The sequence below is a fragment of the Streptomyces sp. NPDC037054 genome (assembly GCF_055606745.1).
On sequence record NZ_JBVJSJ010000011.1, the window covers coordinates 180,416 to 204,625 of the forward strand.

The 24,210-nt window shown below is 72.8% G+C and carries 22 protein-coding genes and 1 riboswitch; of the genes, 15 read left to right on the plus strand and 7 right to left on the minus strand.

What is annotated here, in order from left to right; translation table 11 throughout:
• The first annotated feature begins 147 nt into the window (after positions 1-147).
• The 4 genes from ACZ7D7_RS25300 (at position 148) to ACZ7D7_RS25315 (ending at position 4,984) form a co-directional block, all read left to right on the plus strand.
• On the plus strand, positions 148-1,527 hold the full coding sequence (locus tag ACZ7D7_RS25300; protein ID WP_470827166.1) for a M16 family metallopeptidase: 1,380 nt from the start codon (positions 148-150) through the stop codon (positions 1,525-1,527).
• Complete coding sequence (locus ACZ7D7_RS25305; RefSeq protein WP_470827167.1) at positions 1,524-2,912, plus strand: M16 family metallopeptidase; 1,389 nt, start codon at positions 1,524-1,526, stop codon at positions 2,910-2,912. Before ACZ7D7_RS25300 ends, ACZ7D7_RS25305 begins: the two co-directional genes overlap by 4 nt.
• Positions 2,913-3,137: 225 nt before the next feature.
• Positions 3,138-3,304: riboswitch (cyclic di-AMP (ydaO/yuaA leader) on the plus strand.
• A gap of 12 nt (positions 3,305-3,316) precedes the next feature.
• Positions 3,317-4,093 (plus strand): M23 family metallopeptidase, encoded by a 777-nt coding sequence (locus ACZ7D7_RS25310; protein WP_470827168.1) that lies wholly within the window; start codon positions 3,317-3,319, stop codon positions 4,091-4,093.
• 195 nt (positions 4,094-4,288) lie between these two features.
• Positions 4,289-4,984 (plus strand): GntR family transcriptional regulator, encoded by a 696-nt coding sequence (locus tag ACZ7D7_RS25315; protein ID WP_470827169.1) that lies wholly within the window; start codon positions 4,289-4,291, stop codon positions 4,982-4,984.
• Between the two features lie 185 nt (positions 4,985-5,169).
• Here the strand turns inward: ACZ7D7_RS25315 and ACZ7D7_RS25320 are convergent, their stop codons facing one another.
• Complete coding sequence (locus ACZ7D7_RS25320; protein ID WP_205079543.1) at positions 5,170-5,451, minus strand: HPr family phosphocarrier protein; 282 nt, start codon at positions 5,449-5,451, stop codon at positions 5,170-5,172.
• A gap of 169 nt (positions 5,452-5,620) precedes the next feature.
• On the opposite strand from ACZ7D7_RS25320, the gene ACZ7D7_RS25325 reads away from it, so the two are divergent.
• The 4 genes from ACZ7D7_RS25325 to ACZ7D7_RS25340 all read left to right on the plus strand — a co-directional run bounded on the left by ACZ7D7_RS25325 (position 5,621) and on the right by ACZ7D7_RS25340 (position 11,181).
• The gene (locus tag ACZ7D7_RS25325; RefSeq protein WP_470827170.1) at positions 5,621-8,593 is read left to right on the plus strand and encodes a bifunctional acetate--CoA ligase family protein/GNAT family N-acetyltransferase; all 2,973 of its coding nucleotides are present in this window, start codon (positions 5,621-5,623) and stop codon (positions 8,591-8,593) included.
• A 110-nt stretch (positions 8,594-8,703) separates the two neighbouring features.
• The gene (locus ACZ7D7_RS25330) at positions 8,704-9,291 is read left to right on the plus strand and encodes a DUF5998 family protein (RefSeq protein ID WP_279549550.1); all 588 of its coding nucleotides are present in this window, start codon (positions 8,704-8,706) and stop codon (positions 9,289-9,291) included.
• A complete protein-coding gene (locus tag ACZ7D7_RS25335) occupies positions 9,291-10,484 on the plus strand; it encodes an alkaline phosphatase family protein (protein WP_470827172.1) in 1,194 nt (397 codons plus the stop codon). Before ACZ7D7_RS25330 ends, ACZ7D7_RS25335 begins: the two co-directional genes overlap by 1 nt.
• A 46-nt stretch (positions 10,485-10,530) precedes the next feature.
• Positions 10,531-11,181: a thymidine kinase gene (locus ACZ7D7_RS25340; protein WP_470827174.1), complete on the plus strand. Its 651-nt coding sequence runs from the start codon at positions 10,531-10,533 to the stop codon at positions 11,179-11,181.
• A gap of 37 nt (positions 11,182-11,218) precedes the next feature.
• Here the strand turns inward: ACZ7D7_RS25340 and ACZ7D7_RS25345 are convergent, their stop codons facing one another.
• Positions 11,219-12,034: a VOC family protein gene (locus ACZ7D7_RS25345; RefSeq protein ID WP_470827175.1), complete on the minus strand. Its 816-nt coding sequence runs from the start codon at positions 12,032-12,034 to the stop codon at positions 11,219-11,221.
• Positions 12,035-12,313: 279 nt separating this feature from the next.
• Between ACZ7D7_RS25345 and ACZ7D7_RS25350 the strand changes: the two genes are divergently transcribed.
• Complete coding sequence (locus tag ACZ7D7_RS25350; protein WP_470827176.1) at positions 12,314-13,165, plus strand: sulfurtransferase; 852 nt, start codon at positions 12,314-12,316, stop codon at positions 13,163-13,165.
• A gap of 96 nt (positions 13,166-13,261) precedes the next feature.
• Here ACZ7D7_RS25350 and sepH read toward each other — a convergent pair whose 3' ends face one another.
• The 3 genes from sepH to ACZ7D7_RS25365 form a co-directional block, all read right to left on the minus strand.
• A complete protein-coding gene (gene sepH, locus ACZ7D7_RS25355; RefSeq protein WP_470827178.1) occupies positions 13,262-14,314 on the minus strand; it encodes a septation protein SepH in 1,053 nt (350 codons plus the stop codon).
• A gap of 438 nt (positions 14,315-14,752) precedes the next feature.
• Entirely contained in the window at positions 14,753-16,072 is a 1,320-nt protein-coding gene (locus ACZ7D7_RS25360; RefSeq protein WP_470827179.1) for a D-arabinono-1,4-lactone oxidase, read from the minus strand.
• The gene (locus ACZ7D7_RS25365; protein WP_470827180.1) at positions 16,032-17,270 is read right to left on the minus strand and encodes an MFS transporter; all 1,239 of its coding nucleotides are present in this window, start codon (positions 17,268-17,270) and stop codon (positions 16,032-16,034) included. The genes ACZ7D7_RS25360 and ACZ7D7_RS25365 overlap by 41 nt, the downstream gene beginning before the upstream one ends.
• A 159-nt stretch (positions 17,271-17,429) precedes the next feature.
• On the opposite strand from ACZ7D7_RS25365, the gene ACZ7D7_RS25370 reads away from it, so the two are divergent.
• Both ACZ7D7_RS25370 and ACZ7D7_RS25375 read left to right on the plus strand, forming a co-directional pair.
• On the plus strand, positions 17,430-18,557 hold the full coding sequence (locus tag ACZ7D7_RS25370; RefSeq protein WP_470827181.1) for a ferrochelatase: 1,128 nt from the start codon (positions 17,430-17,432) through the stop codon (positions 18,555-18,557).
• Positions 18,558-18,617: 60 nt separating this feature from the next.
• The gene (locus tag ACZ7D7_RS25375; RefSeq protein ID WP_470827183.1) at positions 18,618-19,433 is read left to right on the plus strand and encodes an inositol monophosphatase family protein; all 816 of its coding nucleotides are present in this window, start codon (positions 18,618-18,620) and stop codon (positions 19,431-19,433) included.
• A gap of 87 nt (positions 19,434-19,520) precedes the next feature.
• Here the strand turns inward: ACZ7D7_RS25375 and ACZ7D7_RS25380 are convergent, their stop codons facing one another.
• Positions 19,521-19,691, minus strand: a complete 171-nt coding sequence (locus ACZ7D7_RS25380) for a hypothetical protein (RefSeq protein ID WP_470827184.1) — start codon at positions 19,689-19,691, stop codon at positions 19,521-19,523.
• Positions 19,692-20,140: 449 nt separating this feature from the next.
• On the opposite strand from ACZ7D7_RS25380, the gene ACZ7D7_RS25385 reads away from it, so the two are divergent.
• The 4 genes from ACZ7D7_RS25385 (at position 20,141) to ACZ7D7_RS25400 (ending at position 23,655) form a co-directional block, all read left to right on the plus strand.
• Entirely contained in the window at positions 20,141-20,794 is a 654-nt protein-coding gene (locus tag ACZ7D7_RS25385; RefSeq protein ID WP_470827185.1) for a response regulator transcription factor, read from the plus strand.
• A 4-nt stretch (positions 20,795-20,798) separates the two neighbouring features.
• A complete protein-coding gene (locus tag ACZ7D7_RS25390; protein WP_470827187.1) occupies positions 20,799-22,031 on the plus strand; it encodes a sensor histidine kinase in 1,233 nt (410 codons plus the stop codon).
• Positions 22,032-22,424: 393 nt separating this feature from the next.
• A complete protein-coding gene (locus ACZ7D7_RS25395; protein WP_003993510.1) occupies positions 22,425-22,721 on the plus strand; it encodes a DUF4193 domain-containing protein in 297 nt (98 codons plus the stop codon).
• Between the two features lie 13 nt (positions 22,722-22,734).
• Positions 22,735-23,655 (plus strand): hypothetical protein, encoded by a 921-nt coding sequence (locus ACZ7D7_RS25400; RefSeq protein WP_470827189.1) that lies wholly within the window; start codon positions 22,735-22,737, stop codon positions 23,653-23,655.
• Positions 23,656-23,688: 33 nt separating this feature from the next.
• On the opposite strand, the gene ACZ7D7_RS25405 is transcribed toward ACZ7D7_RS25400, so the two are convergent.
• Positions 23,689-24,153: a DUF3093 domain-containing protein gene (locus ACZ7D7_RS25405; RefSeq protein WP_470827190.1), complete on the minus strand. Its 465-nt coding sequence runs from the start codon at positions 24,151-24,153 to the stop codon at positions 23,689-23,691.
• Positions 24,154-24,210 lie beyond the last annotated feature (57 nt).

Sequence of the window (24,210 nt, forward strand, 5' to 3'; positions counted from 1 at the left end):
TTACGCCCTCGCACGGGGGAACCCGCTTCTCGCTCTCGGCGTACGCGCTGCGGGAACTTCGCCGCGGGTCCGCACGCTTGCATACAGTGGCAGGACCGGCAGCATTCTGCGGTTTTCCATTGTTGTTCCGCGATCGAAGGGACGTACATGCCCATGGGTCACACGGCCACAGCCCAGGCAGGCTCCGGCGGCCTGACAGCGACCGAGCACCGCCTGGCCAACGGCCTGCGCGTGGTGCTCTCCGAGGACCATCTGACCCCGGTCGCGGCGGTGTGCCTCTGGTACGACGTCGGCTCGCGCCACGAAGTCAAGGGGCGCACCGGCCTGGCTCACCTTTTCGAGCACCTGATGTTCCAGGGCTCCGCCCAGGTCAAGGGCAACGGTCACTTCGAGCTGGTGCAGGGCGCGGGCGGCTCGCTCAACGGCACCACCAGTTTCGAGCGCACCAACTACTTCGAGACCATGCCCGCCCACCAGCTGGAGCTCGCCCTCTGGCTGGAGGCCGACCGCATGGGCTCCCTGCTGGCCGCCCTCGACGAGGAGTCGATGGAGAACCAGCGCGACGTCGTCAAGAACGAACGCCGCCAGCGCTACGACAACGTGCCGTACGGCACGGCGTTCGAGAAGCTGACCGCCCTCGCCTACCCCGAGGGCCACCCCTACCACCACACTCCGATCGGCTCCATGGCCGACCTGGACGCGGCGACGCTGGAGGACGCGCGCGCGTTCTTCCGGACCTACTACGCGCCCAACAACGCCGTGCTCTCGGTGGTCGGCGACATCGACCCGGAGCAGACGCTGGCCTGGATCGAGAAGTACTTCGGCTCCATCCCCGGGCACGACGGCAAGCCCGCCCCGCGCGACGGCACGCTGCCGGACGTCATGGGCGAGCAGCTGCGCGAGGTCGTCGAGGAGGAGGTCCCCGCGCGGGCGCTGATGGCGGCCTACCGCCTGCCGCAGGACGGCACACGCGCGTGCGACGCGGCCGACCTGGCGCTGACCGTCCTCGGCGGCGGTGAGTCGTCCCGCCTCTACAACCGCCTGGTGCGGCGCGACCGCACGGCCGTCGCGGCCGGCTTCGGCCTGCTGCGGCTCGCCGGGGCGCCCTCCCTGGGGTGGCTGGACGTGAAGACGTCCGGCGACGTGGAGGTGCCGGTCATCGAGACCGCGATCGACGAGGAGCTCGCCCGGTTCGCCGAGGAGGGCCCCACCGCCGAGGAAATGGAGCGCGCCCAGGCCCAGTTGGAGCGCGAGTGGCTGGACCGCCTCGGCACGGTCGCGGGCCGCGCCGACGAACTGTGCCGGTACGCGGTCCTGTTCGGCGACCCGCAGCTCGCCCTGACGGCCGTGCAGCGTGTCCTCGACGTGACCGCAGAGGAGGTCCAGGAGGTCGCCAAGGCCCGCCTGCGCCCCGACAACCGCGCGGTGCTCGTCTACGAGCCGACGGCGCCCGAAGCCGAAGCGGACGCCGACGGCTCCGACGCCACCTCCGACGCCACCGACGAGAACGAGGAGATGGCCAAGTGACCGACCTGGCCCCCATGGACTTCCACCCCCAGCCGCAGGGCGGCGAGCCCAAGCCGTGGGCGTTCCCGGCGCCCGAGCGCGGCACGCTCGACAACGGCCTCACGGTGCTCCGCTGCCACCGCCCCGGCCAGCAGGTCGTCGCCGTCGAGATCCTCCTGGACGCGCCCCTGGAGGCCGAGCCCGCCGGCCTGGACGGCGTCGCCACGATCATGGCGCGCGCCTTCTCCGAGGGCACCGACAAGCACTCCGCCGAGGAGTTCGCCGCCGAGCTGGAGCGCTGCGGCGCCACGCTCGACGCGCACGCCGACCACCCCGGCGTCCGCCTCAGCCTGGAGGTGCCCGCCTCCCGCATGGCCAAGGGCCTCGGCCTGATCGCCGACGCCCTCAGGGCGCCCGCGTTCGCCGACAGCGAGGTCGAGCGGCTCGTCCGCAACCGCCTCGACGAGATCCCGCACGAGCTGGCCAACCCGGCGCGGCGGGCCGCCAAGGAGCTGTCCAAGGAGCTGTTCCCGGCGGACTCGCGCATGTCGCGCCCTCGCCAGGGCACCGAGGACACGGTCGCCGCGGTCGACGCGGCGGCGGTGCGCGCCTTCTACGAGCGGCACGTCCGGCCCGCCACCGCCACGGCCGTGGTCGTCGGCGACCTCACCGGCACCGACCTGGATGCCCTGCTCGCGGATACGCTCGGCGCGTGGACCGGCTCCACGGCCGCCGCCCGCCCGGTGCCGCCGGTGACCGCCGACGACACCGGCCGCGTCGTGATCGTGGACCGGCCCGGCGCCGTCCAGACGCAGCTGCTCATCGGCCGCGTCGGCCCGGACCGCCACGACCGCGTGTGGCCGGCGCAGGTGCTCGGCACGTACTGCCTGGGCGGCACGCTCACCTCCCGCCTGGACCGCGTCCTGCGCGAGGAGAAGGGCTACACCTACGGTGTGCGGGCGTTCGCGCAGGTCCTGCGGTCCGCCCCGGACGGCTCGGGCGCCGCGATGCTCGCCATCAGCGGCTCCGTCGACACCCCGAACACCGGGCCGGCCCTCGCGGACCTGTGGACGGTGCTGCGCACGCTCGCCGCTCAGGGCCTCACCGACGCCGAACGCGACGTCGCCGTGCAGAACCTGGTGGGTGTCGCGCCGCTCAAGTACGAGACGGCGGCGGCCGTCGCGAGCACGCTGGCCGACCAGGTCGAGCAGCACCTGCCCGACGACTACCAGGCCACGCTGTACCGGCAGCTCGCCGCGACCGGCACCGTGGAGGCCACCGCGGCCGTCGTCAGCGCCTTCCCCGGCGACCGGCTCGTGACCGTCCTCGTGGGCGACGCGGCGCAGATCAAGGCGCCCGTCGAGGCCCTAGGCATCGGCGCGGTCAGCGTGGTCTCCGCGGAGTAGGACGCGCGCCGACGGCCCGTCAGAACCACGGGTGAACCAGGGGCCCCGGGGGCGGAAGCGCCACCGGGGCCCCTGTATGCCGGAATTGGTGAGGATTGGGGGAGAGACTGCCTGTCTGCCCTGTGGCATGCGCTACAAAAGGCCGGATCCGTTTGGGGATTGAAAGATGTCCCCTTTAGGTTCATCCGGGCTGTCCGTCAGGCAGTGCGCCGCACCCGCGGCACCGGACAGCCATCGCCGAGTCCCCGTACGGCGCGAGCCAGGGGAGCCGGGGACCCGCATCGCAGTCCCTGGGGTGAATCGGACGCCCGCGCGTGCCGCGAGGGGGTCCGTAGGAGACCTTCCTGCTCCGAACCCGTCAGCTAACCCGGTAGGCGAGAGGGAAGGAAAGGACAAGCCTCTACATGGCGTTCACGCGCGCCACCGGGAAGCACCGTCGTCCCAGCCGCATACAGCGCTCCACCGCCCGCGCGGCGGGTGTGGCGGCCCTCGCCGCCACCGGCGTCGTCGGCACCCTCACGGCCCCGGCGCTCGCCGCCGAACCGGCCGCCGAGCAGACCGGTCTCACCCCCGTCGTCGACATCGGCGACGCGATCGCCGAGCAGATCGACGCCCAGGTCGCGGCCCAGGAGCACGCCGCCGAGGTCGCGGAGGCGGAGCGCAAGGCCGCCGAGGCCGCCCGCGAGAGGGCCGCGCAGGCCGCCGAGGAGGCCGCCGAACGGGCCCGCGAGGCCAAGGAGCGCGCCGCCCGCGAGGCCGAGCGCAAGCGCCTCACCACGTACGTCTCGCCGATCGCCGGTTCGTACGTCTCCACCGGCTACAAGAGCGGCGGCGCCGTCTGGTCCTCCGGCAGCCACACCGGCGTCGACTTCCACGCCGCGAGCGGCACGCCCGTCCGTGCGGTCGGCATGGGCACCGTCGTCGAGGCCGGCTGGGGCGGCGCGTACGGCAACCAGATCGTCATCCGGATGAACGACGGCACGTACACCCAGTACGGCCACCTGTCGTCCATCGGCGTCTCGGTCGGCCAGCAGGTCACGCCCGGCACGCAGATCGGCCTGTCCGGCGCGACCGGCAACGTCACCGGCGCGCACCTGCACTTCGAGGCCCGGATGTCACAGGAGTACGGCTCCGACATCGACCCCGTCGCCTACCTGCGCTCCCACGGCGTCGGCGTCTGACGCGACCGAAGCCCGGGAACGTCTCCCGCCCGGCCCCGGCCCACCGGCCGGGGCTTTCGGCGTTTCGGGCCGCCCCGCACGCAAAAAGTGTCCATGGATTTCTGCCTGCCGTCGGAAATTCCGGCTCATTGCAATAGAGTCACGGAACACGCGTCCATCGTCGGCGTTTCACGGGGATTAAGGCGGAGGTCGGTCATGCGTATTCCGGCGCACTCGGTGTGCACGGCGATCCGGGACGACATCGTCGCGGGTGTCTACGAGCGCGGCAGCCGGCTCACCGAGGAACTCCTCGCCCGCCGCTACGGCGTCTCACGCGTCCCCGTCCGGGAGGCGCTGCGCACCCTGGAGGCCGAGGGGTTCGTGGTGACCCGGCGGCACGCGGGCGCGTGCGTGGCCGAACCGACCGAGCAGGAGGCCGCCGACCTGCTGGAGATGCGGCTGCTGCTGGAGCCGCTCGGCGCCTCCCGGGCCGCCCAGCGGCGCACCGAGGCCCACCTGAAGGTGCTGCGCGGCCTGGTCCGGCTCGGCCAGGAGCGCGCCCGGCGCGGCAACAGCGACGACCTGCGCTCCCTGGGCGGCTGGTTCCACGAGACGCTCGCCCAGGCGGCCGGCAGCCAGGCGCTGGGCTCGATGCTGACCCAGCTGCGCCACAAGATCGCGTGGATGTACGCGGTGGAGGCGTCCGCGAACCCGGCGGACTCCTGGGCGGAGCACGGCGCGATCGTCGACGCCGTGGCCCGCGGCGACAGCGAGCGCGCGCGTGCCGTCACCGCGCTGCACACCGAGCGCTCCGCCGCCGCGCACCGGCTGCGGTTCGGGTCCCGGGGCGAGCGCCCGGACCGTGTGAGGAACTCGCAACATTCCGTAAACACACCGAGCCTGCGGCATTAACACGAGCGCCGTATACAAAGAAGAGATATTCAGCGAGGGCTATTCGGCGTGCCCTTTTTCTCGCGCGGCGTGAATTCCCTGTCGCGCTGCTTTCGCATGCCCGCATCCGCGCCGCGGAAAACAACAGAACCGCGCCCCGCCGAAAAGGCGGGGGCGCGGTTCCGTCGTTGTCGTCGCCCGGTGGCTCAGACGGTCTCGGGAAGCTCCTCGAGTCCCTCGGCGACCAGCTTCGCCAGACGGTCGAGGGCGGCGTCGGCGCCCTCGGCGTCGGACGCCAGCACGATCTCCTCGCCGCCCTGGGCGCCGAGACCGAGGACGGCCAGCATGGACGCCGCGTTGACGGGGTCGCCCCCGGCCTTGGCGATCGTCACCGGGACGCCTGCGGCCGTGGCGGCTCGGACGAAGATGGAGGCGGGGCGGGCGTGGAGACCCTCGGCCCAGCCGACGTTGACGCGGCGCTCAGCCATGTGATGCTGCCCTTCAGGTGTTCAGGGTTGTCTAGACCAGTTTCCCACATCGGCTCCGGACCGCGGCCTCGGTCCGGTGTGCCGTCATTGTCCACGTCCTCGACGTGGCGGCTGTTCCTCCACAGACTGCCTCGCGCCGTTGTCGTACGCGAGCCGTACTCTGGGGCCCATGCAGACCTCGTCGGACCGGCACGAGTACCCCGCCCACTGGGAGGCGGACGTGGTGCTGCGCGACGGCGGCACGGCGCGCGTCCGGCCCATCACCGTCGACGACGCCGAGCGCCTGGTGAGCTTCTACGAGCAGGTCTCCGACGAGTCGAAGTACTACCGCTTCTTCGCGCCCTACCCGCGCCTGTCCGCGAAGGACGTCCACCGCTTCACGCACCACGACTTCGTGGACCGGGTGGGACTCGCGGCCACGGTGGGCGGCGAGTTCATCGCCACCGTACGCTACGACCGCATCGGCACCGACGGCACACCCGCCTCGGCCCCCGCCGACGAGGCCGAGGTCGCCTTCCTCGTGCAGGACGCCCACCAGGGCCGCGGCGTCGCCTCCGCCCTGCTCGAACACATCGCGGCAGTCGCCCGGGAGCGCGGCATCCGCCGCTTCGCCGCCGAGGTGCTGCCCGCCAACACCAAAATGATCAAGGTGTTCACGGACGCGGGCTACACCCAGAAGCGCAGCTTCGAGGACGGCGTGGTCCGCCTGGAGTTCGACCTCGAACCGACCGACCGCTCCCTCGCCGTGCAGTACGCGCGCGAACACCGCGCCGAGGCCCGCTCCGTGCAACGGCTGCTGACGCCGGGCTCCGTGGCCGTCATCGGCGTCGGCCGCACCCCCGGCGGAGTGGGCCGCAGCATCCTCGGCAACATCCGGGACGCCGGCTTCACCGGCCGCCTGCACGCCGTGAACCGGGCCCTGCCGGAAGGGCAGAAGGAGATCGACGGCGTCCTCGCCCACCGCTCGGTCGGCGACATCGGCGAACCGGTCGACCTCGCCGTCGTCGCCGTGCCCGCCGACCACGTGCCGCGGGTCGTCACCGAGTGCGGCGAGCACGGCGTGCGCGGACTCGTCGTGGTCTCCGCCGGATACGCCGAGAGCGGTCCCGAGGGCCGCGAGCGCCAGCGCGAACTCGTACGCCACGCGCGCACGTACGGCATGCGGATCATCGGCCCGAACGCCTTCGGCATCATCAACACCTCCGCCCGGGTCCGCCTCAACGCCTCCCTCGCCCCCGAGATGCCGAGGCCCGGCCGCATCGGCCTGTTCGCCCAGTCCGGCGCCATCGGCATCGCCCTGCTCTCCCGGCTGCACCGCCGCGGCGGCGGCGTCACCGGCGTCACGGGCGTCTCGACGTTCGTCTCCTCCGGCAACCGCGCCGACGTCTCGGGCAACGACGTCCTCCAGTACTGGTACGACGACCCGGACACCGACGTCGCCCTGATGTACCTGGAGTCGATCGGCAACCCCCGCAAGTTCACCCGCCTCGCCCGGCGCACGGCCGCGGCCAAACCGCTCGTCGTCGTCCAGGGCGCCCGGCACGGCGGCGCGGCCCCGCCGGGACACGCCGTCCGGGCGACCCGGCTGCCGCACGCCACGGTGTCGGAGCTGCTGCGCCAGGCCGGCGTGATCCGCGTCGACACCATCACCGAACTGGTCGACGCCGGCCTGCTCCTCGCCCGGCAGCCCCTGCCGACCGGCCCGCGCGTGGCGATCCTCGGCAACTCCGAATCGCTCGGCCTGCTGACCTACGACGCCTGCCTCGCCGAGGGCCTGCGCCCGCAGCCGCCCCTGGACCTGACGACCGGCGCCGGCCCCGGTGACTTCCACGCGGCACTGTCCCGCGCGCTCGCCGACGACACCTCCGACGCGGTCGTCGTGACCGCGATCCCCACGGTCGGCGAGGACTCCGCGGGGGACGCGGCGCTCGCCGAGGCGCTGCGGTCGGCCGCGGCGACGGTGCCGTCCAAGCCGGTGCTCGTGGTGCACGTGGAGCTGGGCGGCCTCGCGAGCGCCCTCTCGGCGGCGGCCAGCACGGCACCGCAGGCCGCCGCCGGCCCCCCGGGCGGCGCCCCGTCCGCACCCCCGGCCACCCCAGCCGCGCCACCGGCCACGCCCACGCCGCCCACCACGCGCGTCACACCCACGGCACCCACCACCCCCGGCGGACCACCGGTCGCGCCCACGGGACCCACGCCGCCCACCACGCCCACGGCACCCACCACCCCCGGCGGACCACCGGCCACGCCCACGGCCCCCGCCCCCACGCCCGCCGACTCCCGCCTCATCCCCGCCTACCCGGCCGCCGAGCGCGCGGTGCGGGCCCTCGCCGAGGCCGTCCGGTACGCGCAGTGGCGGCGGGACGCCGCCGACCCCGGCAAGGTGCCCGACTTCGACGACATCGACGAGAAGGGCGCCGCCGAACAGATTGACGGCCTCCTCGCGCGTGCGCAGGGCTTCACGCTCGGCACGGACGACACCTGCGAACTGCTCGGCAAGTACGGCATCCACGTCCACCGCGCCCTGCCCGCCCCCACCCCCGACGCCGCGGCCGAGGCAGCCCGCACCCTCGGTTACCCGGTCGCCCTCAAGGCCACCGCCCCGCACCTGAGGCACCGCGCCGACCTCGGCGGCGTACGCCTCGACCTCACCGACGAGGACCAACTGCGCCGGGCGTACGCCGAGTTGACCGGGCTGTTCGGCACGCCGGAGGAGCTGCGCCCGGTGGTGCAGCGGATGGCGCCACGCGGCGTGGACACCGTCGTGCGGGCTGTGATCGACCCGGCGGCCGGCGCCGTGCTCTCCTTCGGACTCGCCGGAGCCGCCTCCCAACTGCTCGGAGACACCGCACACCGGCTCATTCCGGTCACCGACCGCGAGGCGACGTCCCTGGTGCGCTCCATCCGGACGGCACCCCTCCTGTTCGGCTGGCGCGGCTCCACCCCGGTCGACACACCCGCGCTGCAGGAATTGCTACTGAGAGTGTCTCGCCTGGTGGACGACCATCCCGAGGTCGTCGCGGTCACTCTGGAGCCCGTCGTCGTCGCTCAGCAGGGGCTCAGCGTCCTGGCCGCCTCGGTGCGCCTCGCCCCGCCCCCCGCCCGCGACGACCTGGGGCCCCGTACCCTCCCGGCGTACTGAGCGGCACCACCGCCGAGCCGCCGCCGCATCGTCCGGGAAGCCGCGCGGGGACCCATCCGGACCGGCCCGAGCGGTGCCTCGCAGTCAGCGGTCCCCCGTAGGATGGGCGCATGGCCAAGACCAGTACGACGACCCAGGGGCTGCGTGCGGCGATCGAGCGCAGCGGCTACTACCCGGCCCTCGTGGCCGAGGCGGTGGAGGCCGCCGTGGGCGGCGAGCCCGTCCGGTCGTACCTGGTCCACCAGGAGACGACGTTCGACCAGAACGAGGTGCGCCGGCACGTGACGGTGCTCGTCCTCACCGGCAACCGCTTCATCGTCAGCCACACCGACGAGCAGGCCGCCGACAGCACCTCCCCGACGCCGTACGCGACGACGTCCACCGAGTCCGTGAAGCTCAGCCGGATCTCGTCCATCGTCGTCAGCCGCGTCGTGGCCAACCCCGAGTCGTACACGCCGGGCACCCTGCCCCGCGAGATCGTGCTCACCATCGGCTGGGGCGCCGTCTCCCGCATCGACCTGGAGCCCGCCGCCTGCGGCGACCCCAACTGCGAGGCGGACCACGGCTACACGGGCAACTCGACGGCGGACGACCTCAGCCTGCGCGTCAGCGAGGCCGGGGACGGCCCGGAGACGGTGCGCCAGGCGCTCGTCTTCGCGCAGGCGCTCTCCGAGGCGACCGCGGATCCGACGCACTGATGGCGCAGCCCGCAGCCTGGGACCACCACCCGGAACCGCTCGCCCTCGACTCCGCACCCCTGCCCGCGTACGGCAGCGGCTCGCTCGCCGACCTGCTGCCCACGCTCGCGGCCGGCATGGGCGTGCCCGGCACGAGCGCCGTGATCCCCGAGCTCACCCCCGCCGACCGGAACTGCGTCTTCCTGATCGACGGCCTCGGCTGGGAGCAGCTCAGGGCGCACCCGGACGAGGCGCCCTTCATGACCTCCCTGCTCGCCACCTCGCGCGGCGGCACCGGACGCCCGATCACCGCCGGCTACCCGGCGACCACCGCCACCTCCCTCGCCTCGGTCGGCACCGGCCTGCCGCCCGGCGCCCACGGCCTGCCCGGCTACACGGTGCGCAACCCCGAGACCGGCGAGCTGATGAACCAGCTGCGCTGGCAGCCCTGGACCCCGCCCGGCCCCTGGCAGCCGTACCCGACGGTCTTCCAGCTGGCCCACGACGCGGGCGTGCACGCCGCGCAGGTGACCTCACCGACCTTCGAGAACACCCCGCTGACCAAGGTCGCCCTCAGCGGAGGCACGTTCCACGGCCGGCTCTCCGGCGAGGACCGCATGGACCACGCGGCCGAGCAGCTGGCCGCCGCCGACCGCTCCCTGGTCTACACGTACTACGCCGAGGTCGACGGCGCCGGGCACCGCTTCGGCGTCGACTCCGACACCTGGCGCGGCCAGCTCATGTACGTCGACCGGCTGGTGCAGCGCCTCGCCGAGCAGCTCCCGCCGCGCACCGCGCTCTACGTCACCGCCGACCACGGCATGATCGACGTGCCGTTCGACGAGGACCACCGCCTCGACTTCGACCACGACTGGGAGCTGCGCGCCGGCGTCGCCCTGCTCGGCGGCGAGGGCCGCGCCCGGCACGTCTACGCGGTCCCGGGCGCCCAGAACGACGTGCTGACCTGCTGGCGCGAGGTGCTCGGCGAGCAGTTCTGGGTGGCCTCGCGCGACGAGGCGATCGCGGCGGGCTGGTTCGGCCCGCGCATCGACGACCGCGTGTACGACCGCATCGGCGACGTCGTGGCCGCCGCCCGGGACGACGTGCTGCTCATCGCCTCGGAGCGGGAGCCGAAGGAGTCCTCGATGGTCGGCAACCACGGTTCGCTGACCCCCGCCGAGCAACTGGTCCCGTTGCTCGAAGTACGCTCCTGACCGACCCGCATCACCTGCCGTATCGCCGAAAGGTGCTCAACCCCCCATGCCCGAGCTGGTGTTCTTCTCCGGAACGATGGACTGCGGGAAGTCGACGCTGGCTCTCCAGATCGAGCACAACCGCTCGGCGCGCGGCCTGTCCGGCATCATCTTCACGCGGAACGACCGGGCCGGCGAGGGCAAGCTGTCCTCACGCCTCGGCCTGGTCACCGATGCGGTGGAGGTCGAGGACGGCACCGACCTGTACGGCTATCTGGTCGAGCACCTCTCGCGCGGCGGGCGCGCCGACTACGTCATCGCCGACGAGGCGCAGTTCCTCGCGCCGGAACAGATCGACCAGCTCGCGCGCGTGGTGGACGACCTGGAACTCGACGTCTACGCCTTCGGGATCACGACCGACTTCCGCAGCAAGCTCTTCCCCGGCTCCCAGCGGCTGGTGGAGCTCGCCGACCGCGTCGAGGTGCTCCAGGTGGAGGCCCTGTGCTGGTGCGGTGCCCGCGCCACGCACAACGCCCGCACCGTGGGCGGCGTCATGGTGGTCGAGGGCGCCCAGGTGGTCGTCGGCGACGTCACGAAGTCCGCGGACGAGATCGGCTACGAGGTGCTGTGCCGCCGGCACCACCGCCGCCGGATGACGGCCGCCACGGCACGGGCGGCGGCGCTGTCCCCGGACGTGCTGCCGGTTCCGCGGGCCTGACCGGCCCCGCCCGCCGACGACCGTCGCGGGCGCGGCGTCAGCGCGAGCCGCACAGCAGCGAGAACCGCGCCCCCTCCGGATCCGCCACGGTGGCCACCCGACCCTGCGGGCTGTCCCCGGCCGGCCCGAGGACGTGACCGCCCAGCTCCGCCACCTGCTTGAGGGCCTCGTCGAGATCGGCGACCTCGAAGTACGTGATCCAGTGCGGGCCGCGGTCCCGCGGGAGTCCGGTGCCCATGCCGCGGATGCCGGCCACAGGGCGGCCGTCGAGGCGCAGGGTCACGTAGTCGCCGTCGGCGGCGACCTCGTCCGTCTCCTCGCCCGGGTCGTCGTAGCCGAACACCGACGCGTAGAACTTGGCGGTGTTCGCCGTCTCGTAGGTCAGCAGCTCGTTCCAGGTGGGCGTGCCGGGTACGCCGGTGACCGCCGTGCCGAGGTGCTCGGCGGCCTGCCAGATGCCGAAGACCGCGCCCGACGGGTCGGAGCCGATCGCCAGCCGCCCGGCGTCCGCGGCGTCCAGCGGACCCACCCCGAGCGTGCCGCCGCACAGCCGCACCGTGTCGGCCGTCGCGTCCACGTCGTCGGAGGCGAGGTACGGCGTCCAGGCGACGGGCAGATGACGGTCCGGCGGCAGCTGGCCGATGCCGGCCACCTCGTGTCCGTCGAGCAGGGCCCGCACGTACGGGCCGAGTTGCTGCGGGCCGGGTCTGAACTCCCAGCCGAACAGCGCCCCGTAGAAGTCCTGGGTCGCGGCCACCGCGTGCACCATCAGGCTCACCCAGCAGGGCGTGCCGGGCGCGTACCTGGGCTGTCCCGCGCCGTGCAGGCCGGCCGACCCCCGTGCGTCGGTCATCGTCACTCTCTTCTCGGCCCCTCGCGGTGGCCGTGTTCGCGTCCGCTCGCCGCCCCCGTGCCGATGGTCGCACCACCCGCCGCGCCGTGTGCTCCGACGCGCCCCGTGTCCGGGAACGTCCGGCTTGCGGCTGCCCGTCCGCTTCCGAGCGCGTCGGCGGGTGTTGATCGGCTGTACAGCATGTGCTCGATCCCGTACGCCACGTGACCGAGACTGTCCGGCCGAGCAGATTAGCCGGACATGGACGACTCGGCCACCCCGTGCGCAAGGATGGTGGCCATGAACGCCATCATCTCCGCATCCGAACTCGCGAGCGAACTCGCGGGTGAGAACCCGCCAGTCCTGCTTGACGTGCGCTGGCAGTTGAGCGTCGCCAGGGCGGCCGGTGAGCCGGCCTTCGACGGGCGTGCCGCGTACGCGGCCGGCCACCTGCCCGGTGCCGTCTTCGTCGACCTGGACAGGGAGTTGGCCGGCGAGCCGGGCACGGGTGGCCGGCATCCGCTGCCCGATCTCGCGGTGTTCGGCGCCGCGATGCGCCGGGCGGGCGTGTCGGCGCGGCGGCCCGTCGTCGCGTACGACGGTGGGCAGGGCTGGGCCGCGGCACGCGCGTGGTGGCTGCTGCGCTGGACGGGTCACCCGAACGTGCGAGTGCTCGACGGGGGGTTGCCGGCCTGGCAGGGGCCCCTGGAGACCTCGGTGCCGGCGCCGGCCGAGGGCGACTTCGCACCAGCACCGGGTGCGGCGGGGCTGCTGGACGCAGACGGCGCCGCGACGTTGGCGCGATCCGGCGTGCTGTTCGACGCGCGCGCGGGGGAGCGGTACCGGGGCGAGGTGGAGCCGATCGACCCGGTCGGCGGGCACATTCCGGGCGCCGTGTCCGCGCCGACGACCGACAACGTCACGGCGGACGGGCGGTTCCTGCCCGCGGAGGAACTGCGGGCGCGATTCGAGGCGCTCGGCGCGTCCGGCGGGTCGGACGTCGGCGTGTACTGCGGCTCCGGCGTGTCCGGCGCCCACGAGGTGCTGGCCCTGGCCGTGGCGGGCATCCCGGCCGCGCTGTACGTCGGCTCGTGGTCGGAGTGGTCCTCGGACCCGGGGCGGCCGGTCGCGGTGGGTCCCGACCCGCAGTAGCCGCACGCGCGTGGGTGCCTCAGGCGCTCCGGGGGCGCCAGGCGAACGAAGGGGCCCCGTGCCGTCCGGCGCGGGGCCCTACGCACAACTCTCCGGCTACTCCTGCTTCTTGCGCCGCGTCCCGAACACGATCTCGTCCCAGCTGGGCACGGCGGCGCGGCGGCCCGGTCGGACGCCGTCCGCCTCGGCCTGGCGGTCGGTGGAACCGATCAGGCGGTCGCGGTGGCTGCCGACGGAACGCGGCATGAGCACATCGGCGTAGGCCGAACCGGCCGACGCCGCGGGCGCGGGCGGCTCCTCCGCCTCGGGCTCCGGCTGGTCGTCCGCCTCGGGCTCCGTGGGCCGCTCGGGGACCACCAGGTCGCCCCGGAAGCTCGGCACGGCCTCCAGCAGGCTGGTCAGCGAGTCCCGTTCACGCTCGCCCGCGGACGCGGTGGCCGTGTTCTCCTCGGAGGGCTCGGACGGCTGCGCGGGCAGGCTCGGACGCTCCCGGTCCAGGGCGCGGTCCAGTGGACGGTCGCGCGGCAGCCGGGCGATGCGCGGCACGAACGGGAAGCTCGGCTCCGAGGCGGCGAGGTCGTCGGACTCGCCGATCAGCGAGCGCGCCTCCTCGTCGACGGCCTGGACGAGCCGCCGGGGCGGGTCGTACGTCCAGCTCGCCGAGTGTGGTTCGCCCGCGACCCGGTAGACCAGCAGGACCTCCCAGGTGCCGTCGTCGCGGCGCCAGGAATCCCACTGGACGGTGTCCTTCTCGGCGCCGCGCAGCAGCAGCCGCTCCTGGACGGCCTCGCCCAGCGGCGGACCGGAGTTCTCGCCGGGACGGCGCACGGGGGTCTTGCGGGCGCGCTCGGCCATGAAGGCGCGCTCGGCGAGGACGGGGCCCTCGAAGCGGCGCACGCGGTCCACGGGGATGCCGGCCATCTGCGCGACCTCTTCCGCGGTCGCGCCGGCTCGTATACGCGCCTGGATGTCGCGGGGGCGGAGATGGCTCTCCACCTCGATCTCGATCTGGCCGAGGCGGGGACGGTCGCCGCGCACGGCGGCGCGGAGCCGTTCGTCAATCGGAAGCGTGTACTCCGTGCTGTCCGCAGCCTTCAGCACCAGCCGTGTGCCGTCATTCGAGACGGCCACGACACGCAGTTCGGGCATGGGGACCTCCCGGGTGGTGCCTGCCGACGTCACGTGCGTCGCTGCTTCCGCTAGTCGAGTGTGGCCTGCCCGGGTGCAGCCTGCCACAACCTTGCCGAGTTGCCCGGCGTGTCGGGCGCGGGCCCTGGATCGCCGTTATGGCACGGTTACCTATTCGCAACGCTAAGTGACCAACTGCGTCACCCTGTGCAACTAGCCCCCTCCCGGCGGTCCATGAGGCCCCGTGCACCCTACGGGAGACCGGACCCAGGGCTCGCAACAGTACTCCATTTGGGCCACGTGCGTGGATTGGCACGCCGCCCGACTTCTGGCAAGGGGCGCGACTTGGCCGCCCGTTGCCCCGATTCCCCGATCTTGAACGTGGTGTACTTCACGCGATCACCCGAAACGGAGCGAAGGCCTTCGAGGTGTTGACGACGCCGCCCGGCGCCCCGCCCGCTACGCCCCCAGGACCCTGCGCAAGTGGTCGTTCTGGAACCGCCGTTCCGGGTCCAGGCGGTCCCGGAGTTCCGTGAACTCGCCGAAGCGCGGGTACAGGCGCGCGAAGTACTCGGCGTCCCTGGTGTGCACCTTGCCCCAGTGCGGGCGCCCCTCGTGCGCCGTGAACACGCGCTCGGCGGCCGTGAAGTAGGCCCGGTAGGGCGTGCCGCGGAACATGTGGACGGCGACGTAGGCGCTGTCGCGTCCGGACGCCGTGGACAGCGTGATGTCGTCGGCCGGGGCCGTGCGCACCTCGACGGGGAAGCTGACGCGCAGGTCCGAGCGGTCGACCACGGCCTTCAGTTCGCGCAGGACCTCGCCCACCGCCGCGCGCGGGACGGCGTATTCCATCTCCACGAAGCGCACCCGGCGCGGAGACGTGAAGACCTTGTAGGGGATGTCGGTGTACGTCCGGGACGACCAGGCGCGGCTGGCGATCTTCGCGATGCCGGGAACCGTGGCCGGAACCGCGCGGCCCACGAGATTGGCCGCCTGCCAGACGCCGTTGGAGAGGAACTCGTCCTCGATCCAGGCGCCGACCCGGCCGACGGGACGCTCGGGGCCCGCGCTGCGGTTGTTGCGCTTGGTGTGGCAGCGCTCGGTGTGCGGGAACCAGTAGAACTCGAAGTGCTCGTTCTCGGCCCACAGTTCGTCGAATTCGGCCAGGACCCTGCCGAGGGGCATGGGCTCCTCGCGGGCCGTGAGCAGGAAGATCGGCTCCACGGCGAACGTGATCGCGCTGACGACGCCCAGCGCGCCGAGGCCGACGCGGGCGGCGGCGAAGACCTCCGCGTTCTCCTCGGTGGAGCAGGTCAGCACCGAGCCGTCGGCCGTGACCAGTTCGAGCGCCGTGATCTGGGCGGCGATCGACGCGGAGTCCCGGCCGGTGCCGTGCGTGCCGGTGCTGGTCGCGCCGGAGACCGTCTGCTCCATGATGTCGCCCATGTTGGCCAGCGACAGGCCCTCGCGCGCCAGCGCCACGTTGAGTCGCTTGAGCGGGGTGCCGGCCTCCACCGTGACCGTCATGTTCTCGCGGTCGATGTTGCGTATGCCCGTCAACAGATGAGGGCGTATCAACAGTCCGTCCGTCGCGGCTATGGAGGTGAAGGAGTGCCCGGTGCCCACGGCCTTCACGCGCAGCCCGTCCTCCGCCGCCCGCCGTACGGCGTCGGCGAGTTCGTCGACCGAGGCCGGGGCGGCCTCCCGCGCGGGACGGGCCGAGACGTTGCCGCCCCAGTTACGCCACGTTCCGCTCTTCCCGCTCGCTGTGCTGCCCAACGGAGCCTCCCCGACCCGGAGCCGGCCGCTTGAGCCGGCGGTACCCCAGCAACCCGACCACGACCGCGACGGCCCCGGCGGCCGCCGGAACCCCGTACCCCGCGCGCGCCCCGGCCGCGTCGATCACCCAGCCGGCCCCGGCGGAGCCGAGCGCGACCCCGACCGCGAGTCCCGTGCTCACCCAGGTCATGCCCTCGGTGAGCTGCGCGCGTGGTACGTGCTCTTCGATGAGGGACATCGTCGTGATCATCGTGGGAGCGATGGACAGACCCGCAACGAACAGCGCCACGGCCAGAAACGGCAGGTTCCCGACCAGTAGGAGGGGGATCATACTCACGGCCATCGCACACACGCCCAGCAGCCAGCGGCGCTCGGGCGCCCCCGCGAAGCGCAGCAGCCCGAACACCGCCCCCGCCACGCAGGATCCCGCCGCGTACAACGCCAGGACGACGCTCGCCGCGCCCTTGTGCCCGCGCTCCTCGGCGAAGGCCACCGTGACCACGTCGACCGCCCCGAAGATCGCCCCGGTCGCGACGAACGTGCCGACCAGCACCCGCAGTCCGGCGGAGCGCATGGCCGTGCCGCCGCCCTTGCTCTCGCGCGGGTGCGGCTCCGGCTCGGTGGCGCGCTGCGCGGTCAGCCAGAACACGCCGACCGCCAGGAAGCATGCGGCGAGCAGCGGCCCGGCCTCGGGGAACCATGCCGTGGACAGGCCGATGGAGATGATCGGCCCGAAGATGAAGCAGATCTCGTCCACCACGGACTCGAAGGAGTACGCGGTGTGCAACTGCGGGGTGCCGCGGTACAGGGCGGCCCAGCGGGCCCGGATCATGGCGCCGACGCTCGGCACACAGCCCACGCCGACACAGCACACGTACAGCACCCAGTCCGGCCAGCGGTAGTGCGCGGCCAGCAGCAGCGCCGCCGCGGCGACGAGCGAGACCAGCGTGGCCGGGCGGAGCACCCGGCGCTGCCCGTGCCGGTCCACCAGCCGGGACACCTGCGGGCCCGCCACCGCCGCCGACAGCGCGATGGTGGCCGACAGCGCGCCCGCGAGGCCGTACCGGCCGGTGAGCTGGGAGACCATCGTGACGACGCCGATGCCCATCATCGACAGCGGCATCCTGCCGAGGAACCCGGCGGCGGAGAAACCCTTGGAGCCGGGGGCGGCGAACAGGGCGCGGTAAGGGCTGGGCAACGGTGTCTCCGAAGGGGCCTCAGTAAGGTGCGAGCGCAGTCGATACAGCTTACGGGTTAGGTGACCCTAACGCACCACGGATTCCCTGGTCGGCCGCCCGGCGCGCACGTGTCACCCCGCCGTTTCCCGGCTGTCGGTGCCGGGTGGCAGGATCGACCCATGCCAGACGCGCTCGATGCCACCCCCTACGACGCCCTGCTCCTGCTCTCGTTCGGCGGCCCCGAAGGCCCCGACGACGTGGTCCCGTTCCTGGAGAACGTGACGCGCGGGCGCGGCATCCCGAAGGAACGCCTGAAGGAAGTCGGGCAGCACTACTTCCTGTTCGGCGGGGTCAGCCCGATCAACGACCAGAACCGCGCCCTCCTGGACGCCCTGCGCAAGGACTTCGCGGGCCACGGCCTGGACCTGCCCGTCTACTGGGGCAACCGCAACTGGGCGCCGTACCTCACGGACACCCTGCGCGAAATGGTCCGCGACGGCCGCCGCCGCGTCCTGGTCCTCGCCACGAGCGCGTACGCGTCCTACTCGGGCTGCCGGCAGTACCGCGAGAACCTCGCCGACGCGCTCGCCACCCTGGAGGGCGAGGGCCTGGAGCCGCCGAGGATCGACAAGTTGCGGCACTACTTCAACCACCCCGGCTTCGTCGAGCCCATGATCGACGGTGTGCTGCGCTCCCTGGCCGATCTGCCCGACGACGTCCGCGACGGCGCGCACATCGCGTTCACCACCCACTCCATCCCGACCTCGGCGGCGGACACCTCCGGCCCGGCCGAGGACCACGGCGACGGCGGCGCCTACGTCAAGCAGCACCTCGACGTGGCACGGCTGATCGCCGACGCCGTCCGCGAGCGCACCGGCGTCGACCACTCCTGGCAGCTCGTCTACCAGTCCCGCTCCGGCGCCCCGCACATCCCGTGGCTCGAGCCCGACATCTGCGACCACCTGGAGGAGCGGCACGCGGCGGGCGTCCCGGCCGTCGTCATGGCCCCCATCGGCTTCGTCTCCGACCACATGGAGGTTCTCTACGACCTCGACACGGAGGCCACGGCCAAGGCGGCGGAACTCGGCCTGCCGGTGCGCCGTTCGGCGACCGTCGGCGCCGACCCCCGCTTCGCCGCCGCCGTGCGCGACCTCGTCCTGGAGCGGGCCGCCGCCGAGAGCGGCCGGGCCGTCACGCCCTGCGCCCTGGGCGCGCTCGGCCCCAGCCACCACCTGTGCCCGGTCGGCTGCTGCCCGGCCCGCGCCCCCCGGCCCGCCGCCGCGGGCGCCGACAGCCCTTACGCGTGATGTCCGCTCACGCCTGACGACCGCTCTACGCCTGACGACCCCCTACGTCTGAGGAGCCCCGTGACCGACCCCCTGCACTCGGAACTGCTGGAGATCGCCCTGGAGGCGGCCCGCCGCGCGGGCGAGCTGCTGCGCGACGGCCGCCCCGCCGACCTCGCGGTGGCGGCCACCAAGTCCAGCCCGATCGACGTGGTCACCGAGATGGACATCGCGGCGGAGAAGCTGATCACCAGCCTGGTCGCCGACCGCCGCCCGCACGACGGCTTCCTCGGCGAGGAGGGCGCCGCCACGGAGGGCACGAGCGGCGTCCGCTGGGTCGTCGACCCGCTGGACGGCACGGTCAACTACCTGTACGGGCTGCCGACCTGGGCGGTCTCCGTCGCCGCCGAGCAGGACGGCGAGACCGTCGTCGGCGTCGTCGTGGCCCCGATGCGCGGCGAGACCTTCCACGCCGTACGCGGAAAGGGCGCCTACGCCTCGGGGGTGTGGGTGGGGGAGCGCAGGCTCGCCTGCCGCCCCGCCCCGCCGCTGGACCAGGCCCTGGTGTCCACCGGCTTCAACTACGTCGCCGACGTCCGCGCCCACCAGGCCGAGGTCGCCGCGAAGCTGATCCCGCGGCTGCGCGACATCCGGCGGGGCGGCTCGGCCGCGGTCGACCTGTGCGACCTGGCCGCCGGGCGCCTCGACGGCTACTACGAGCGCGGACTCAACGCCTGGGACTGGGCGGCCGGCGACCTGATCGCCCGGGAGGCCGGCGCGCTGACCGGCGGCCGCCCCGGGCAGCGCCCCTCAAGCGACCTGACGGTCGCGGGCACGCCGGGCGTCTTCGAGCCCCTCCAGCGGCTCCTGGAGGACCACGGCGCCTGGCACGACTGACGGCGACCACGGCGACGGCGGACGCGACGGGGCCCCGGCGATGGATTCGCCGGGGCCCCGTCGCGCGCGGAGGATGCTTCGGTCGGATCAGACGGTGGTGCCGACCTCGACGCCGTGCTCGGCGGCGAGGCGGCGCAGGTCGTCGAGCTCGCCCTGCTCCACCTCGACGAGGAAGTCGTCGCCCTCGTCACGAGCCCGCGAGAGATCCGACTCGGTCGCCCTTATGCGCTGCAGAAGTCCTGCGGTGAAAGCGTCCATGCTGCGCCCCCTCGTCCTGGGTCGTGGGTCGGTGGCACGGGGGTGTGCCCTGTACGGAGGGGCGATCACGCCTCAAGCGGATGCCCGGTGCCGCTCGACCGGGGGCGGCGACGGTGCCGGACACCCACGCCCGCCCTGCGGAAAGCGGATCTTTCGTACCGCATGGTCGGGCGGTACGAGCAGAGGGTGATCGCGGGGTGTAAAGCCGTCCTCCCCCCGGGCCCTTCCGCGGAAACCTCAACAGCGCGAGAAAATCTCGCATTCCCACGACCATGCGCCGGCATCCGTCGGCTTCCCCCGCCCCACCCGTCGTCCCGCCCGGCGCCCGCCTTACCGCCGACTTATGGCCGAAAAGGGCAGGATGGAGGCAACACACTCACCAAGACCCCTGCCCGCGCACGCCCGGGGACACCCCGTGCGCGGGCGGCCAGCCAGGAAGGACCAGCGACGTGCGCGTACTCGTCGTCGAGGACGAGCAACTGCTCGCCGATGCGGTGGCCACCGGACTGCGCCGGGAGGCCATGGCCGTCGACGTCGTGTACGACGGCGCGGCCGCCCTGGAGCGCATCGGTGTCAACGACTACGACGTGGTCGTCCTCGACCGCGACCTCCCGCTCGTGCACGGCGACGACGTCTGCCGCCGGATCGTGGAGCTCGGCATGCCCACGCGCGTGCTCATGCTCACCGCGTCGGGCGACGTCAGCGACCGTGTCGAGGGCCTGGAGATCGGCGCCGACGACTACCTGCCCAAGCCCTTCGCGTTCAGCGAGCTCATCGCACGCGTGCGTGCCCTCGGCCGGCGCACCAGCCTGCCCCTGCCGCCGGTCCTGGAGCGCGCCGGCATCAAGCTCGACCCCAACCGCCGCGAGGTCTTCCGCGACGGCAAGGAGATCCAGCTCGCGCCCAAGGAGTTCGCCGTCCTGGAGGTGTTGATGCGCAGCGAGGGCGCCGTCGTCTCCGCCGAGCAGCTCCTGGAGAAGGCCTGGGACGAGAACACGGACCCGTTCACGAACGTGGTGCGCGTGACCGTGATGACCCTGCGCCGCAAGCTGGGCGAGCCGCCCGTCATCGTCACGGTCCCCGGCTCGGGCTACCGGATCTGACCCGATGGCCGCCACGCCCGCACCCCCCGCCGCACCACCCAAGCCCACCTGGGACCCGCGCAAGCCGGTGCCGCCCTTCCCGTGGCTGCGCCCGACCATCCGCATAAGGCTCACCCTGCTGTACGGCGGCATGTTCCTGATCGCCGGCATCCTGCTGCTGTCGATCATCTACCTGCTGGCGGCACAGGCCCTCAACGTCGGCAGCGACCTGCCCTTCAAGATCACCCAGGGCAAGGTCACCAGCAACGTCTGCGACCTGCCGGTGAGCGCCGAGCCCGACGTGTTCAACGACGCCATGAACGCCTGCGTCAACGAACAGCGCCAGCACGCCCTGGACAACCTCCTCAGCCGCTCCCTGCTGGCCCTGCTCGGCCTCGCCGTGATCGCCTTCGCGTTCGGCTACGCGATGGCGGGCCGCGTCCTGTCGCCGCTCGGCCGGATCACCCGCACCGCGCGCGCGGTGGCCGGCTCGGACCTGTCCCGCCGCATCGAGCTGGACGGCCCGGACGACGAGCTGAAGGAGCTGGCCGACACCTTCGACGACATGCTGGAGCGGCTCCAGCGGGCCTTCACCGCCCAGCAGCGCTTCGTCGGCAACGCCTCCCACGAACTGCGCACCCCGCTCGCGATCAACCGCACGCTCCTGGAGGTCCACCTGTCGGACCCGAACGCCCCGGTGGAGCTCCAGCAACTCGGCAAGACGCTGCTGGCCACCAACGAGCGCAGCGAGCAGCTCGTGGAGGGCCTGCTGCTGCTCGCCCGCAGCGACAACCAGATCGTCGAGCGAAAGCCCGTGGACCTCGCCGAGGTCGCCTCGCAGGCCATCGACCAGGTGCACGCCGAGGCGGAGGCCAAGGGCGTGGAACTGCGCGGCAGCCGCCGGCCGGCCGTCGTGCAGGGCAACGGCGTCCTCCTGGAACGGATCGCCCTGAACCTCGTGCAGAACGCCGTGCGGTACAACGTCCCCGAGGACGGCTGGGTGGAGGTCTCCACCGACGTCCAGCACGGCCAGGCGGTGCTGGTGGTGTCCAACACCGGCCCGATCGTCCCGGCGTACGAGATCGACAACCTCTTCGAGCCGTTCCGGCGGCTGCGCACGGAGCGCACCGGCAGCGACAAGGGCGTCGGGCTCGGTCTGTCCATCGCCCGCTCGGTGGCCAGGGCGCACGGCGGCCACATCTACGCACAGCCGCGGGAAGGGGGCGGTCTCGTGATGCGCGTCACGTTGCCGATCTGAGACCATGGGGCCGACACACGGGATGTTCGCTTTGCGCTGAATTTTCAGACCCGCCACCCGGGGAACCCATGTGTGATCGATCACAGGAGCGATTTTCCGGTCATCTACTCTCCGTGATCATGTTCCGCACCGGAAAGCCGGGAAAGTCCTGGTTTTCAGGGGTCTTGATCACGGGAAGTACACGGTGAGGCGCCTTTGAGGTGCGGCATCCGGACCGTGTACGGTCCCCATCGCCATCCAAGCCGATCACTCAAGAGGTGTCCGGTTGGGTGTCGATTGAGTAACAGACCTTGATGTGAGGCAAAATCTCCGCCTCAGGTCGGGCACAAGTCCGGCCTCTCACGCGTTACGTGCGCTGGAGACACCGCAGACACCCAGAGGGGGAGAGCGACCATGGCAACCGACTACGACACTCCACGCAAGACCGACGACGACGTCGACTCGGACAGCCTCGAAGAGCTGAAGGCTCGACGGAACGACAAGTCGGCCTCCGCAGTCGACGTCGACGAGTTCGAGGCCGCAGAGGGCCTCGAACTCCCGGGCGCCGACCTCTCGAACGAGGAGCTGGCCGTCCGTGTGCTGCCGAAGCAGCAGGACGAGTTCACCTGCATGAGCTGCTTCCTGGTGCACCACCGCAGCCAGCTGGCCCGCGAGAAGAACGGCCAGCCCATCTGCCGCGACTGCGACTGAGGGCGGGTCGGCCGTGACTGGCTCGACCCCTCCTTGGAAGCGCCGCTTCACCAAGAGGGACACCCCGAGGGAAGCGGACCAAGGGCCGGACGGCCCGATCGGCGCGCGTGACGACGAGCGGGGCCCCACCACTTCGGGGGCGGCGGCCTCGCTCGAACCGGTGGCCGACGGGGGCGGCCTCCCGGCGCCCCCGGAGGACACCGCGCCCGCCGGACGACGGCGGGCGGCGATCCGCGACAAGGCCCTGGCAGGCGCCCGCAGGAGCGGCGACCGCGCCCGGGCAGGACTCGCGTACCTCGCCGACCGGATCATCGACCTCGCCCCGCGCGTGCCCGTGCGGGACCTGGCGACGCTCCGCAGACAGTTCCCCGGCCTCGGCCCCGAGCAGATCGCCGACAAGCTCGTGGCCGGCGCCGCCAAGGCGACCGCCACCGTCGGCGCCGGAGTCGGAGCGGCGGCGATGCTGCCCGTTCCGCCCGCGATGCCGACGGAACTCGCCGCCGAGATCACCGGCGTCGCGGCGATCGAGCTCAAGCTGATCGCCGAACTCCACGAGGTGTACGGCGCCCGCCCGCCCGGCAACCTCAAGGAGCGCTCCACCGCGTACCTGAACGCGTGGTCGGGAGAGCGCGGCATCGACGTGACGAAACCGTCGACCGTGAGCTCCGCGCTGAACAGCCGCATGAAACAGCAGCTGCGTCAGCAGATCATGAAGCGCCTCGTGCGCGACCTGCCGAACCTCCTGCCGTTCATGGTGGGCGCCGCCGTCGGAGCCGTCATGAACCGCAAGGACACCCGGAAGCTCGCCGCCCGGATCCGAACCGACCTGCGCAAGCACCAGGTGCCGTGGGACGCCCTCGACGACCTCCCCGCGCTCGGCACCCCGCCCGACGCCCTGGACATGAACAAGGGCCCGAAGGAAATCGGGCCCTGAGAGCGGTCCACCGGGCGCGCCCCGGCCGCCGTCCTACCGCGCCGCCGCCTTCGCCGCCCGCAGCGCCTCGGCCAGCCGCTCCGGCTCCCGCGTCGACAGATACAGGTACGGCGTCGGGTCCTCGGGGTCGGTGACCTCCACGCGCAGCGCCGTCGGAATGTAGGCCCGCAGCAGCAGGAACGCCCGGACGTCCGCCTTGTACGTCCGCCAGGCACGGGCCTCCTCCGCGTCCAGCACCTCCGCCTCGCCCAGCGCCGACACCGGAATGCGCGCGTCCCCCGCGATCAGCGCGTCGCCCACGACCCGGATGCGCACCGAGCCGTACGAACTCGCGACGACCGCCGTGGCCACCGTGCCGCCGGCCAGCCCGCCGAGCATCGGCAGCGTGCCGAACGGCACGAGCACCAGCGCCAGCGAGATCCCCACGAGCGCGGCGATCAGCCACCAGGAGCGGGGCGCGGTGAGGCGTTCTTCATAAGGGGCGGCGGAGAGCTGCATGAAACCAAGCTTGGCACGGTGTCGGGCGAACACCGACGCGCGGGTAAGGTCTGCGCC

Coding starts and splice junctions, on each gene's coding strand:
- ACZ7D7_RS25300 (WP_470827166.1), top strand. CDS start 148: ATGCCCATGGGTCACACGGCCACAGCCCAGGCAGGCTCCGGCGGCCTG.
- ACZ7D7_RS25310 (WP_470827168.1), top strand. CDS start 3,317: ATGGCGTTCACGCGCGCCACCGGGAAGCACCGTCGTCCCAGCCGCATA.
- ACZ7D7_RS25315 (WP_470827169.1), top strand. CDS start 4,289: ATGCGTATTCCGGCGCACTCGGTGTGCACGGCGATCCGGGACGACATC.
- ACZ7D7_RS25320 (WP_205079543.1), bottom strand. CDS start 5,451: ATGGCTGAGCGCCGCGTCAACGTCGGCTGGGCCGAGGGTCTCCACGCC.
- ACZ7D7_RS25325 (WP_470827170.1), top strand. CDS start 5,621: ATGCAGACCTCGTCGGACCGGCACGAGTACCCCGCCCACTGGGAGGCG.
- ACZ7D7_RS25330 (WP_279549550.1), top strand. CDS start 8,704: ATGGCCAAGACCAGTACGACGACCCAGGGGCTGCGTGCGGCGATCGAG.
- ACZ7D7_RS25335 (WP_470827172.1), top strand. CDS start 9,291: ATGGCGCAGCCCGCAGCCTGGGACCACCACCCGGAACCGCTCGCCCTC.
- ACZ7D7_RS25340 (WP_470827174.1), top strand. CDS start 10,531: ATGCCCGAGCTGGTGTTCTTCTCCGGAACGATGGACTGCGGGAAGTCG.
- ACZ7D7_RS25345 (WP_470827175.1), bottom strand. CDS start 12,034: ATGACCGACGCACGGGGGTCGGCCGGCCTGCACGGCGCGGGACAGCCC.
- ACZ7D7_RS25350 (WP_470827176.1), top strand. CDS start 12,314: ATGAACGCCATCATCTCCGCATCCGAACTCGCGAGCGAACTCGCGGGT.
- sepH (WP_470827178.1), bottom strand. CDS start 14,314: ATGCCCGAACTGCGTGTCGTGGCCGTCTCGAATGACGGCACACGGCTG.
- ACZ7D7_RS25370 (WP_470827181.1), top strand. CDS start 17,430: ATGCCAGACGCGCTCGATGCCACCCCCTACGACGCCCTGCTCCTGCTC.
- ACZ7D7_RS25380 (WP_470827184.1), bottom strand. CDS start 19,691: ATGGACGCTTTCACCGCAGGACTTCTGCAGCGCATAAGGGCGACCGAG.
- ACZ7D7_RS25390 (WP_470827187.1), top strand. CDS start 20,799: ATGGCCGCCACGCCCGCACCCCCCGCCGCACCACCCAAGCCCACCTGG.
- ACZ7D7_RS25395 (WP_003993510.1), top strand. CDS start 22,425: ATGGCAACCGACTACGACACTCCACGCAAGACCGACGACGACGTCGAC.
- ACZ7D7_RS25405 (WP_470827190.1), bottom strand. CDS start 24,153: ATGCAGCTCTCCGCCGCCCCTTATGAAGAACGCCTCACCGCGCCCCGC.